General features: G+C 72.4%; 12 protein-coding genes. 4 read left to right on the top strand and 8 right to left on the bottom strand.

From position 1 onward, the window contains the following. Nucleotides 1–85 precede the first annotated feature (85 nt). From tuf to J2S44_RS09355, 3 genes are all read left to right on the top strand, one after another. Nucleotides 86–1,273, top strand: coding sequence for an elongation factor Tu (gene tuf, locus J2S44_RS09365; protein ID WP_310410765.1), 1,188 nt, complete (start codon nt 86–88; stop codon nt 1,271–1,273). A gap of 84 nt (nt 1,274–1,357) precedes the next feature. Next, on the top strand, nt 1,358–2,764 hold the full coding sequence (locus J2S44_RS09360) for a class II 3-deoxy-7-phosphoheptulonate synthase (RefSeq protein ID WP_310410763.1): 1,407 nt from the start codon (nt 1,358–1,360) through the stop codon (nt 2,762–2,764). Continuing rightward, nucleotides 2,757–3,797: a threonine aldolase family protein gene (locus tag J2S44_RS09355; protein ID WP_310410762.1), complete on the top strand. Its 1,041-nt coding sequence runs from the start codon at nt 2,757–2,759 to the stop codon at nt 3,795–3,797. Before J2S44_RS09360 ends, J2S44_RS09355 begins: the two co-directional genes overlap by 8 nt. A 76-nt stretch (nt 3,798–3,873) precedes the next feature. Here J2S44_RS09355 and J2S44_RS09350 read toward each other — a convergent pair whose 3' ends face one another. Genes J2S44_RS09350 through J2S44_RS09335 form a run of 4 tightly spaced genes read right to left on the bottom strand, consistent with a single transcriptional unit; the run spans nt 3,874 to nt 7,521 of the window. Continuing rightward, on the bottom strand, nt 3,874–5,664 hold the full coding sequence (locus J2S44_RS09350) for an ABC transporter permease (protein ID WP_310410760.1): 1,791 nt from the start codon (nt 5,662–5,664) through the stop codon (nt 3,874–3,876). Between the two features lies 1 nt (nt 5,665). After that, nucleotides 5,666–6,358: an ABC transporter ATP-binding protein gene (locus J2S44_RS09345; RefSeq protein WP_310410758.1), complete on the bottom strand. Its 693-nt coding sequence runs from the start codon at nt 6,356–6,358 to the stop codon at nt 5,666–5,668. Next, the gene (locus J2S44_RS09340; RefSeq protein WP_310410756.1) at nt 6,355–6,873 is read right to left on the bottom strand and encodes a PadR family transcriptional regulator; all 519 of its coding nucleotides are present in this window, start codon (nt 6,871–6,873) and stop codon (nt 6,355–6,357) included. Before J2S44_RS09340 ends, J2S44_RS09345 begins: the two co-directional genes overlap by 4 nt. 60 nt (nt 6,874–6,933) lie before the next feature. After that, nucleotides 6,934–7,521: a hypothetical protein gene (locus J2S44_RS09335; RefSeq protein WP_310410755.1), complete on the bottom strand. Its 588-nt coding sequence runs from the start codon at nt 7,519–7,521 to the stop codon at nt 6,934–6,936. 135 nt (nt 7,522–7,656) lie between these two features. Between J2S44_RS09335 and J2S44_RS09330 the strand changes: the two genes are divergently transcribed. Beyond that, the gene (locus J2S44_RS09330; protein ID WP_310410753.1) at nt 7,657–8,655 is read left to right on the top strand and encodes an FKBP-type peptidyl-prolyl cis-trans isomerase; all 999 of its coding nucleotides are present in this window, start codon (nt 7,657–7,659) and stop codon (nt 8,653–8,655) included. A gap of 62 nt (nt 8,656–8,717) precedes the next feature. Here J2S44_RS09330 and bfr read toward each other — a convergent pair whose 3' ends face one another. The 4 genes from bfr to pknB all read right to left on the bottom strand — a co-directional run bounded on the left by bfr (nt 8,718) and on the right by pknB (nt 12,493). Then, on the bottom strand, nt 8,718–9,200 hold the full coding sequence (gene bfr / locus J2S44_RS09325) for a bacterioferritin (protein ID WP_310410751.1): 483 nt from the start codon (nt 9,198–9,200) through the stop codon (nt 8,718–8,720). A 94-nt stretch (nt 9,201–9,294) separates the two neighbouring features. Continuing rightward, nucleotides 9,295–9,483 carry a (2Fe-2S)-binding protein gene (locus tag J2S44_RS09320; RefSeq protein WP_310410749.1) on the bottom strand — a complete coding sequence of 63 codons (189 nt, stop codon included), beginning with the start codon at nt 9,481–9,483 and terminating at the stop codon, nt 9,295–9,297. Nucleotides 9,484–9,584: 101 nt separating this feature from the next. Next, nucleotides 9,585–10,454, bottom strand: coding sequence for a deoxyribonuclease IV (locus tag J2S44_RS09315; protein WP_310410746.1), 870 nt, complete (start codon nt 10,452–10,454; stop codon nt 9,585–9,587). Further along, the gene (gene pknB / locus J2S44_RS09310; RefSeq protein WP_310410745.1) at nt 10,445–12,493 is read right to left on the bottom strand and encodes a Stk1 family PASTA domain-containing Ser/Thr kinase; all 2,049 of its coding nucleotides are present in this window, start codon (nt 12,491–12,493) and stop codon (nt 10,445–10,447) included. The genes J2S44_RS09315 and pknB overlap by 10 nt, the downstream gene beginning before the upstream one ends. Nucleotides 12,494–12,608 lie beyond the last annotated feature (115 nt).

The following is a 12,608-nucleotide window of genomic DNA, read 5'->3' as shown; positions in this document are numbered from 1 at the left end:
CTGTCGATGAATGGTGCGCGGAGTGGCGTCCGCCCGCGTTTTACTGCCTGCTTTCAAGTGCATTCTTGAGTCTTTGGGAAAGGTCATGGCGAAGAGCCAGTTCGTGCGGACGAAGCCGCACCTCAACATCGGGACGATGGGTCACGTCGACCACGGGAAGACCACGCTGACCGCGGCGATCACGAAGGTGCTGGCCGAGCGGTACCCGCAGGTCAACAGCTACGTGTCGTTCGACGGGATCGACCGGGCGCCGGAGGAGGTGCAGCGGGGGATCACCATCAACATCGCGCACGTGGAGTACGAGACGGCCACGCGGCACTACGCGCACGTGGACATGCCGGGCCACGCCGACTACGTGAAGAACATGATCACGGGGGCGGCGCAGGTGGACGGCGCGATCCTGGTGGTGTCCGCGCAGGACGGGTCGATGCCGCAGACGCGCGAGCACGTGCTGCTGGCCCGCCGGGTCGGCGTGCCGCACCTGGTGGTGGCCATGAACAAGGCGGACGCGGTCGAGGACGCGGAGTTGCTGGACCTGGTCGAGCTGGAGGTGCGGGAGCTGCTGTCCGAGTACGGCTTCCCGGGCGACGAGGTGCCGGTGGTCCGGGTCTCCGCGCTGCGGGCGCTGGAGGGCGACCCGCGCTGGACGCAGTCGATCGTGGACCTGCTCGACGCGGTCGACGGCTACGTGCCGGAGCCGCCACGGGACCTGGCGGAGCCGTTCCTGATGCCGATCGAGAACGTGCTCACCATCTCCGGGCGCGGCACGGTGGTCACCGGCGCGGTCGAGCGCGGCACGCTGCGCCTCGGCGAGCCGGTCGAGGTGGTCGGGCTCGGCGAGTCGATCCAGACGGTCGCGACCGGCATGGAGACGTTCGGCAAGAGCCTGCTCGCGGCCGAGGCCGGGGACAACGCGGCCGTGCTGCTGCGCGGCGTCAAGCGGGACCAGGTCGCGCGCGGCCAGGTGGTGGCAGTGCCCGGCTCGGTGCGGGCGCACCGGCGATTCCGGGCCGAGCTGTACGCGCTGACCGCGGCCGAGGGCGGGCGGCACACGCCGTTCCTGGCCAACTACCGCCCGCAGTTCTACTTCCGGACCGCGGACGTGGCCGGGGCGATGGACCTCGGCGACGCGCAGATGGTCATGCCGGGTGACACGGTGTCGCTCGGTGTGGTGCTGGACCGGCCGGTCGCGATGGCGGTCGGCCTGGGCTTCGCGGTGCGCGAGGGCAACCGGACGGTGGCCGCGGGCACCGTGACTGAGCTGCTGGATTAACCGACCGGGGCCGCGCTTCCCAGACAACAGGAAGCGCGGCCCTCCGTTTTCCGATGATCAACCGGCCGCCGTAATGTGGTCGCCATGCGCCAGGAGTGGCATCAGCTCAGTCATCCCGCCGTCGGCTCGGTCGCCCTGCAGACCAGCCGCCCCACCACCGACGCGGAGGAGGCCGAGGCGCTGGGTCTCGACCGCTGGCGCACGCTGCCACGCGTGCAGATGCCGCCGTGGCCGGACATGGACGAGGTCGCCGAGGTCTGCAAGGTCCTCGACACCGTGCCGCCGATCGTCGCGCCGTACGAGGTGGACGACCTGCGCGCCCGGCTCGCGCTGGTCGCCGAGGGCAAGGCGTTCCTGCTCCAGGGCGGCGACTGCGCGGAGACGTTCTCCGACAACACCGAGGCGCACCTGCTGGCGAACGCGCGGACGCTGCTGCAGATGGCGGTCGTGCTCACCTACGGCGCGTCGCTGCCGGTGATCAAGGTGGCCCGGGTCGCCGGGCAGTACACCAAGCCCCGCTCGGCCGCGCTGGACTCGCTGGGTCTCCCGGCGTACCGCGGCGACATGATCAACTCGCTGGAGGCGACGCCGGAGGCGCGCGTCGCCGACCCGCAGCGCATGATCCGGGCGTACGCGAACTCGGCCGCCGCGATGAACATGCTGCGCGCCTACCTCAGCGGTGGGCTCGCCGACCTGCACGCGGTGCACGACTGGAACAAGGACTTCGTGAAGTCGTCCGCGGCCGGTGAGCGCTACGAGGCCATCGCCCGCGAGATCGACCGGGCCATGTCGTTCATCCGCGCCTGCGGCCTCCGCGACGACGAGGCGCTGCGCACGGTCAACCTGGCCTGCTCGCACGAGGCGCTGGCGCTGGAGTACGACCGCGCGCTCACCCGCGTCTCGGACGGCAAGGCGTACTGTCTCTCCGGCCACTTCCTCTGGGTCGGCGAGCGCACCCGCCAGCTCGACCACGCGCACATCGACTTCATCTCCCGGATCGCGAACCCGGTCGGCGTCAAGCTGGGCCCGACCACCACGCCGGAGACCGCGATCGAGCTGTGCGAGCGGCTCAACCCGGACAACGTTCCCGGCAAGCTCACGCTGATCAGCCGGATGGGCAACCACAAGGTCCGGGACGCGCTGCCGGCCATCGTCGACAAGGTCACCGCGGCCGGCGCGAAGGTCGTCTGGCAGTGCGACCCGATGCACGGCAACACGATCGAGTCGTCGAACGGTTACAAGACCCGCCAGTTCGACCGGATCGTCGACGAGGTCCTCGGCTACTTCGAGGTGCACCGCCAGCTCGGCACCCACCCCGGCGGCATCCACGTGGAGCTGACCGGCGAGGACGTCACCGAGTGCCTCGGCGGCGCGCAGGGCATCGCGGACCTCGACCTCCCCAGCCGGTACGAGACCGCGTGCGACCCGCGGCTGAACACCCAGCAGTCGCTGGAGCTGGCGTTCCTGGTCGCGGAGATGCTGCGTGGCTGACGCCCCGGTGGTAGTCGACCTGCGCTCGGACACGTTCACCAAGCCCACGCCCGAGATGCGGGCCGCGATGGCCGCGGCCGAGGTCGGCGACGACGTCTACGGCGAGGACCCGACCGTCAACACGCTGCAGGACGAGGTGGCGGCGCGGCTCGGGCACGAGGCCGGGCTGTTCACGCCGACCGGCTCGATGGCCAACCAGATCGGCCTCCAGCTGCTCGTCCCGCCCGGCGAGGAGCTGCTGGCCGACGCGGACGCGCACGTGCTGATCTACGAGATGGGTGCGGCGGCGGTCTACGGCGGGATCTCGTCCCGTACCTGGCCGGCGGTGGGCGGTGGGCTCGACCCGGCGCTGGTCGAGCGCATGATCCGGGTGCCGGGCGGCTACGACACGAACGCGACCCGGGCGATCGCGGTCGAACAGACCCACAACCGCAGCGGCGGTACGATCATCCCGCTCGACACGCTCCGGCAGCTCCGCGCGCTGTGCGACCGATACGGCCTGGGCCTGCACTGCGACGGCGCCCGGCTGTGGAACGCGCACGTCGCCACCGGCGTGCCGCTGGACGTCTACGGCCGGCTCTTCGACTCGGTGTCGGTCTGCCTGTCCAAGGGCCTCGGCGCGCCGGTCGGCTCGGTACTGGTCACGAACCGGGCCGCGATCGCCCGGGCCCGCGTGATCCGCAAACGGCTCGGCGGTGGCATGCGCCAGGCCGGCATCATCGCGGCCGGCGGCCTGTACGCGCTGCGCCACCACATCCCGCGGCTCGCCGAGGACCACGCGCACGCGGCCCGGCTGGCGACCGCGCTGGCCCCGGCCGGCGTGGTCGACGCGGCCGCGGTCCGCACCAACCTCGTGCCGCTGGACCTGACCAAGACCACGTTCGACGCCGCCGGTCTGGCCGCGGCGGCGCGCGCACACGGCGTGCTGATCTCCCAGGTCAGCCCGCGCGCCGCCCGCCTGGTCACCCACCTGGGCGTGGACTCGGCCGGCGTCGACCACGCCGCCCAGGTCCTCCACGACCTGCTGATCTAGGTGTTCTGTCCCGTGAGGTGGGGAACGCGGCGGGTGGTTGGCCGGTGGTGCCGTCGACCGCGGACGGGTCCGGTGGTCAGCGCAGGGCGTCCGCGACCGGTTCCCGTGCCGCGGCCAGTGCGGGAGCCGCGGTGAGCAGGGCAATCACGGACAGCACCCCGGCCGCCACCGCGACCATCCAGGACGCCGGCGGATAGATCGCCGGGTAGGCCTCGTTGAAGAACCGGTACAGCCCCATCCCCGCCGGGATTCCGAACACCACGCCCGGCACGGCCGGCAGCAGTTGTGCCACGGCCAGCGCCACACCGGCCTGGCCCGGGGTGGCGCCGAGCGCGCGGGCGACCGCCAGGGGGCGGCGGACGTCGAGCGCGGTGGTCCAGGTGTTCACCACCGTGTTGAGGAGCGCGAGCGCGCACGCCAGCCCCAGGAGGAGCGACAACGCCCCGTCGAGGCGCGTGTGGGCCGGGTCCTCGATGATCATGCCGCCGATGTCGTCCAGTTCGGGAGCCTGCACCATGTGGCTGAGGACCGCGGCGAGCGCGATCGTGGTGATCAGCGTGTTCGCGGTGACCAGCCGGGCACGGCCGGGCCGGCGGGCGTGCAGGCGGACGCCGATCAGCAGCGGCGTGGGCAGCCGGCGGGACAGCCGGAGGCGCCACGGCCGCCGGCCGGGTGGTGTCGCGGCGTCGGTCAGCGCGCGCACGGCGTCGGTCGCGGCCGCCCGCAGCACCTGCCCGAGCGTGGCGACGAGCGCGACCGTCACCGCGACGATCAGCACGGTGAGCACCAGCCGGGCCGGTGGGGGCGTGGTGCCGACCGAGCCGATCAGCCCGACCGACGGCCGGAACAGCACGGGCGCGGCCAGCCAGCCCGTGACCAGCCCGAGCCCGGCGGAGACCAGCCCGATCACCAGGTATTCGGCGAGGTGGACCGCCGCGATCATGCCGGGCCCGGCGCCGACGGCCTTGAGCAGGCCGACCCGGCGGCGCTGCGCGATGACCCGCCCGCCCGCGATCCCGGCGACTCCGGCGACGGCGAGGCCGGTCAGCAGCCAGCTGCCGACCATCAGCGCCTCGAACACCGGGCCGTTGCGCCGGCCACCGGAGTCCACGAAGGACTGCCAGGGCCGGATGTGCCAGCCGCGGAAACTCGGGTCCTTCTCGCCGGAGGGCAGGCGCAGGAACTCGTACCCGAGCCGTGGGTCCTCGATCGTCAGGTTGAGCGCGTATGCGGTCGGCCGCCCGCCGGCCAGCGCGGGGATGTCGTCGCGATGGACCCAGACCGCGCCGCCCTTCTGCGTCGCGATGTCGCTCGGCAGGTGCCAGTCGGCGCCGGGGAACGGCGCCCTGGCGGCGGAGACCGCGACCCCGTCCACCCGCAGCTCGTGGCCGTCGATCGTGACCGTCTCCCCGACGGAGACGGCGAGCGCGTCCGCGAACGCCCGCTCCATCACCACGCCGCCGGACCGCACCCAGCTGCCCTCGGTCACCGCGGGCTGGTCGACCGTGGCCGGTGCGGCGTCCCGGCCCTGCACCACGACCCGGGCCGTCATCCCGTGCGCGCCCAGCGTCGAGAACACCAGCGGGTACGGCCCGCTGAAGCCGGTCACGCCCGGCCGGGTGGTCAGCGGCGCCAGCCGTTCCAGCGCCTCCGTGCCGGTGGAGGGCGGCTCGAGCACCAGGTCGGGTCCGGCGGTCGCCGCGCGGGTCCGCTCGTACGGCCGGGTGACCAGCTCGTTCAGCGTGAGCGCGAGCGTCAGCGTCGCGGTCGCCGTCATGATCGCGACCAGCAGCAGCGCGGTCTCGGCCTTGCGCCGTCGCAGGTCGCGGACCAGCAACCGGAGCAGGAGCAGGAGTCGGCCGGCCACGTCAGCGCGTCCCGGCCAGCATGCTGTCGTCCGCGAACGCGCCGTCGCGCATGGAGATCACCCGGTCCGCGACCGCGGCGATCCGCGCGTCGTGCGTGACGACGACCAGGGTCTGGCCGCTCGCGCGCAACTCGTCGAAGAGCCGCAGCACGTCCAGTGACGCGGTGCTGTCCAGGTTGCCGGTGGGCTCGTCGGCCAGCACGACCTGCGGGGAGTTGCTGAGCGCGCGGGCGATCGCGACGCGCTGCCGCTGGCCGCCGGACAGCTCGGACGGCAGGTGGTTGCCGCGGTCGGCGAGTCCGACCCGGTCGAGCAGGTGCACCGCGCGACGGCGGGCCGCCCGGGGTGACGTGCCGGCCAGCAGCGCGGCCATCTCGACGTTCTCGACCGCGGTGAGCTCGTCCATCAGGTGGAAGGACTGGAAGACCAGGCCGATGTGGTCGCGGCGCAGCCGGGCCAGCGCGCGCTCGCTCATCCGGTCGATGCGCCGGCCGGCCACCCACAGCTCGCCCTCGGTGGGGCGCAGCAGGCCGCCGAGCAGGTGCAGCAGCGTGGACTTGCCGCAGCCGCTCGGTCCCATGATCGCCAGGGACTGGCCGGCCGGCACGTCGAGGTCGACCTCGTCGACCGCGCGTACCAGCGAGTCGTTCCAGCCGTACCGTTTGGTCAGCCCGCGGGCTCGCAGCGCGATCATGCTCGCCGTCCGGTCCACATGCGCTCGCACGCCTCCAGCCACTCCAGGTCGGCCCGTAGCCGCAGCACCACCCCCTCCATCAGCAGCGCGGCGACGGGGTCGGCCGACCGGTCCAGTGCCGCGCGCTGAGCGTCGCGGATGCGGCGCAGCACCTCGCGCCGCTGCGCGTCGACCAGGTCCACCGGGTCGGCGAGCCGGGCCGCCGCGGCGGCCACCAGCTTGAGGTGGAACTCGGTGATGTCCGGTTTCGGCCAGGTCACCTCGGTCAGCCAGGCCGCGACGCGCTGCTGCCCGGCCGGCGTCAGGTGGTGCACGCGACGGTCGGGCCGGTCGGGCAGTCCGTCGTCGTGCTCGGCCGTGACCAGCCCGGCCTTGGCGAGCCGGGCCAGCGTCACGTAGATCTGCCCGGCGTTCATCGACTCGCCGAGCGGGCCGAGCGCGTCGCGCAGCCGGGCACGCAGCTCGTAGCCGTGTGCCGGTTCCTTGGCCAGCATGGCCAGCACCACGTCCTGCATGCGTCATAGATAACGGTTATCTAGAAAAACGTCAACTCGGCCGGGGGTACGCGGATCAGGTCAGGGGGCGGCGGCGGCGCGCAGCGGGCCGGCGGCGCGGCGGCCGGTGAGCCCGGTCGGGTCGACGCTCCAGGCGGTGGCGACGCGCAGCACGTCACGCTCGGAGACGATCACGGTGGTGTCGTCCTCCAGCTCGGCCGGGAGACCGGCCGCGCGCTCCGCCTCGTCCGGCGTGCCGTGCCAGGCCGTGACGTCGCCGGACTCGCCGATGTAGCCGAACGCGCGGACCAGCGTGCCCTTCACCGCGCGGCGCCACGAGTGCACCTCGCCGACCCGGTGGGTGGCGAACGACTGCACCTCAGTGCCCAGCGACTCGGACAGGTCGGCCAGGTCGAGCCCGGCGCGGGCGGCCGGCGTGAGCAGCCAGCGGCCGGTGACCAGCGTCCAGGCGGCGGCGTCCGCGCCGGGCAGCGGTGGCGTGATCACCAGGCGGTCGTCCGTCAGGTAGGCGAGGTCGACACCGTCGCGCCAGGGGACCGGACCGAGGTCGCGCAGCTCCATCGCATTGATGATCTCGGCGGCTTCGGTGTCGCGCACGGCCAGCCAGGCCTGTTTCGCGCCGAAACCGACCATGGTCTGGTCGCTCATGCCACCAACCGTACCGATCCGCGTGCTCCCGGGTAGGTCGCGTCCAGGTTCAGGCATTACGGTGTACCGAGAAATTCAAGCTATTCGCCGTACGGGCCGCAGCCGCGCCCTTGTCCATCGGGAGTCGACAGACAGATGAGCGATCCGGTCGGAACGGAGAAGTCCGAGACGACGGCGCCGAAGCAGGCGGACGTCATCGACACGGCGGACAAGGACCAGGCCGAGGGTGCGGCGCCGGCCGCGGCCGACGGCGACAGGGCTGCCACGGCCGACGACGCCGGTGCCGGCACCGCCGACAAGACCGTGGCCGCCGACAAGACCGCGGCCGCCGAGGGTGCCGACGCCGCGAAGGCCGACGTAGCCGGCGGGGCCGAGGACGCGGACGGCGAGAAGACCGCGGCCGGCGAGAAGGCCGCGGCCGGCGACGGCGAGACGGCCGAGGACGGCGACGCCGACAAGGTGGAGGGCGCTGACAAGGCGGAGGAAGCGCGTCCGCTGACCAAGGCGGAGAAGCGCGAGCTGCTGCGCATACAGACTCAGCGGGCGCGGGCGCGCAAGGCCGGCCGGCAGGCGTTCGGCCTGGCCGTGATCGGTCTGGCCGTGGTCGCGGTGATCGTCGGTGCGGTCTACTTCGCGGACAGCCGCTCCGAGGACCCGGTGGCCGAGGCGAGCGCCGCGCCGACCGCGCCGGCCGAGGAGCCGTCGCAGCCGCCGGCCGTGCCGTTCCCGCCGGTCCCGGCCGGTGCCGACCCGGCGCTGAGCACGAAGCCGGTGGTGGAGAAGGGCGCGGGCAAGCTGGAGGCGGGCAAGCCGAAGATCACCTACGTGATCAAGGGGACCGGCCCGGCCACCAAGGAGGGCGACCTGATCACCGCGAACTACGTGGGCGTGCTGTACGGCACCGGCGAGGAGTTCGACTCGTCGTGGAGCCGGCAGGAGGCGATCGAGTTCACGATCGGCATGGGCCAGCTGATCGACGGCTGGGAGCAGGGCCTGATGAACGTGCCGGTGGGCAGCCGGATCATCCTGGACCTGCCGCCGGACCTGGCCTACGGCGACCAGGACGACGGCAGCGGCCGGCCGACCGGCGACCTGCGTTTCGTGGTCGACGTGCTGAACGCGCAGGGGCAGTAACCCGGCGAACGGCGAACGGGCGGGGACTCATCGAGTCCCCGCCCGTACCCGTTGATGAGGTGTTATCCGGCCTCGGGGTGTTCCGTGACGTTCTGCAGGTAGAGCGCCTCGCCGAACTTCTCGATCAGGTGCAGCTGCGTCTCGAGGTAGTCGATGTGGTGCTCCTCGTCCGCGAGGATCTCCTCGAAGATCTTGGCGGACGTGATGTCGCCGATCGAGCGCATGTACGCGGCCCCCTCGCGCAGCCGGTCGACGGCCTCGCGCTCGATCTTCATGTCGCAGTCGAACTGCTCCTTGACGGTCTCACCGATCCGCAGCGCGAACAGCTTCTGGTAGTTCGGCAGGCCCTCCAGGAAGAGGATCCGGTCGGTCAGCACCTCCGCGTGCCGCATCTCGTCGATCGACTCGGCCTTGGTGTGCTTGGCCAGCACCGTGTAGCCCCAGTTGTCCTGCATCTTGGCGTGCAGGAAGTACTGGTTGATCGCGGTGAGTTCCGCGGTGAGCTGCTCGTTCAGGAATTCGATGACGCGTGCGTCGCCGTGCATGGCTTCATACCCCCCACGTTCGTTGCCGTGGAGGGGAGCCTAGCAATATGCCCGATTAAGGCGATTTATTAGGAAACACTATGTTAGGGCAGGGTTAGGAGGCCTGGCTGAGCACCTGCGCGCCGGTCTCCTCGTCGATGAGCTGGCCGATCCGGCGCACGCACATGCCGCAGCTGGTGCCGGCGCCGCACGCCTCGGCCACCGACCGCTTCGTCCGCGCGCCGCCCTGGATCACGGACCGGACCTCGCACTCGCGAACCCGCTTACATATGCACGCGAACACGTACGCCCTCCGGTCTGGTAAGCCTTGCCTTGGTTAGGGTGCCCTAAACACCCAGGCCAGACAAGGCCCATCACCCGAAGGACGCTCAAATTCCCTAAAGATCACACCGGGGTACGGAGGCGCTTGAGCGTCGCCACGTCCGCGGCGTGCCCGACCGTGCCCTCGGACGCGGTCTCCACGACCACCGGGACACCGGCGGTGGCCGGGTGGCGGAGCAGCTCCGCGAACGGGTCCTCGCCGATCGTGCCCTTCCCGATCGACTCGTGCCGGTCCCGGGTCGAGCCGCACGGGTCCTTCGAGTCGTTCGCGTGGACCAGCCGCAGCCGGCCCGGGCCCACGGTCGCGACCAGCGTGTCCAGCGTCGCGGTCATGCCGCCCGGCACGGCCACGTCGTGCCCGGCCGCCCACGCGTGGCAGGTGTCGAAGCAGACGCCCAGCCACGGGTGGTGGTCGACCGCCGCGAGGTACGGCCCGAGGTCCTCCACCCGGGCCGCGAGCGAACGCCCGCCGCCCGCGCTCGGCTCGACCAGCAGCCGCGGTCCGCCGGCCTCCGCCGCCGCGTCCAGCAGCGGCAGTAGCGACTCACGCACCTGCTTGAGCGCGGTCTCGGTGTATTCCGCGTCGACCGCGCTGCCGGCGTGGAACACCACGCCGGAGGCGCCGATCGCCCGGCCGCGCAGCAGCGCGTGATCCAGCGTCGCGACCGACTTCTCCACGGTCGCGGCCGTGGGCGAACCGAGGTTGACCAGCAGCGCCGCGTGGATGAAGACCGGCACGCCGCGCTCGGCGCACCCGTCCCGGAACAGCTCGTCCTGCGCCGGGTTGCCGGCCGGCAGCGCCCAGCCCCGCGAGTTCGACACGTAGACCTGGACGGCCTCGCCGCCGATCGCGTCCAGGTGCGGCAACGCGGCCTTGGCCAGCCCGCCGGCGGTCGGGGAGTGCGCGCCGATCGGGCGGTCTGTCAGAAGCACGTGAGCACAACCTCGGTGTTCGGATCGACCGGGGTGTTCTCCCCCGGGTTCTGGAAACGGACCGTCGCGTTCGGGTTGACGTCGGTGCGCACCCGCAGGCCCAGCGCCTCCAGCTGCGCCTTCGCGGCCGGGCAGGGCTGGTCGACCACGCGCGGCAGGGTGAGCTGCGGCGGGCCGTTGCTCACGGTCACCCGGATGTCCGCGCCCTCCTCGACGCCGGTGCCGTCCGCCGGGTCCTGCGCGATGACCTCGTCCCGGGCCCGGTTCGGGTCGTCCTTGCGCTCCTCCAGCAGGTTCAGCCCGAGCGCGGCCAGCTCGGAGCGCGCCTGGTTGACGTTCTTGCCGATCAGGCTGGGCACGGTGATCGGCGCGCGGCCCTTGCTGACCGTGACCGTCACCCGGTCGCCCGGCTTGACCTCGGCGTTCTCCTTCGGCTCTATCGCGACGACGAAGCCCTCGGGAATCGCGTTGTCGAACTTGTCCGGGCCGCGCTCGACCGCCAGCCCGCGGTTCTCCAGCTCCAGCTTGGCCACGGCGAAGTCCTTGCCGACCACGTCCGGCACGGTGAACCGCTCCGGGCCGAGCGAGAGGATCAGCGTGACGACCGAGCCCTTGGTCAGCCGGCTGCCGCTCGGCGGCTCCTGGGCGACGACCGAGTCCTTCGGCACGGCCGCGTCGTAGCGCCCCTCGCCGATCTGGACCACGAAGCCGGCCTGGGTCAGCGTGGTCTGCGCGTCCGCCTGGGTCAGGTTGGTCGCGGCCGGCACGCTCGTGTAGCGCCCGAAGCCGAGCCACCAGCCGCCGACCAGCAGCACGGTCAGCACGACCAGCGCGCCGGCGATCAGGGCGATGCGGGTGCGCTGGTTGTCGACCGGTGCCGGGCGCCGGGGCGTTCCGTACGCGTTGCCGCCGGACGCACCGGGCGCGCCGGACGAGTAGGTGCCGCCGGTGGACGCGTAACTGCCCGCCGAGTACGTCTGCGGTCGGGCCCGCTCCGGCTGGCCGGGCAGGCGCGACCAGGACGGGCGATCGTCCGTCACCGGCTGCTGGACCTGCGTGACCACCTGGGTCGGATCGGTGATCGGGCGCATGCGCGCGGTCGCGGCCTCGGCGGCGCGGTGCGATGCGGCCGCCGGCGGGACCGCGGGTGGCGCCGCCGGGGTGCTGCCGAGCTCGTCGCGCACCGCCTGCACCGCGGTGAGCAGCCGGCCCGCGTCCGACGGGCGGGCCGCCGGGTCGCGCCGGGTGGCGGACCGGACCAGCGCGTCCACGGACGCGGGCAGGCCCGGGACCAGCGAGGACGGTGCGGGGACGTCGTTGTCGACGTGTGCCCAGGCGATCTCGATCGGCTGGTCGCCGTCGTACGGCACGCGGCCGGTGAGCATCTCGAACAGCACGATGCCGGACGCGTAGACGTCGGTGCGGGTGTCCGCCTTGCCCTCGGAGACCAGCTCGGGTGCCACGTAGGCGACGGTGGCCATCAGCTGGCCGCCGCCGGACTCGTCCTCCGCGCTGGCCTCGACCGCGCGGGCCAGGCCGAAGTCCGCGACCTTGACCACCGCGTCCATCAACCCGCCGCTCGGCGGCTCGGCGACCAGCACGTTCTCCGGCTTGACGTCGCGGTGCACCAGCCCGGCGCGGTGCGCGGCGGCGACCGCGGCCAGCATCTGGTCCAGGATCGTGAGCGCCTCGCCCGGCTCCAGGCGGCGCCGCTGGGCGAGTATGTCGCGCAGCGTGCGGCCGCGCACGTACTCCATCACCAGGTAGGGCAGGCCGCGGTGGACGCCCTGGTCGTAGACGGCGACCACGTTGGGGTGGGTCAGCCGCGCTATCGTCTTCGCCTCGTCGGTGAACCGCTCCAGGAAGCGTGGATCCCGGCTCTGCGAGGGATGGATGATCTTGAGCGCTACCGTGCGCTCGAGGCGCTCGTCGGTAGCGGTGTACACGGTCGCCATGCCACCACGGGCGACACGACCGCGAATGCGGTAGCGCCCGTCGACAAGCGAGCCCAGAAGTTCGTCGGCGACCTGAGTATCCATCGGCCTGAAGTCTAAGTGTCGTTGTATAACCGGCAGACCAGGATGCCATAGCGAATACGTCACGGGCACCCTCCGTACGGAGAGTGCCCGGTTGATGACTCCGCTATGCCCGGTG

Source organism: Catenuloplanes niger (assembly GCF_031458255.1).
GTDB classification, from domain to species: Bacteria; Actinomycetota; Actinomycetes; order Mycobacteriales; family Micromonosporaceae; genus Catenuloplanes; species Catenuloplanes niger.
This window is presented reverse-complemented; position numbering and strand designations above follow the sequence as displayed.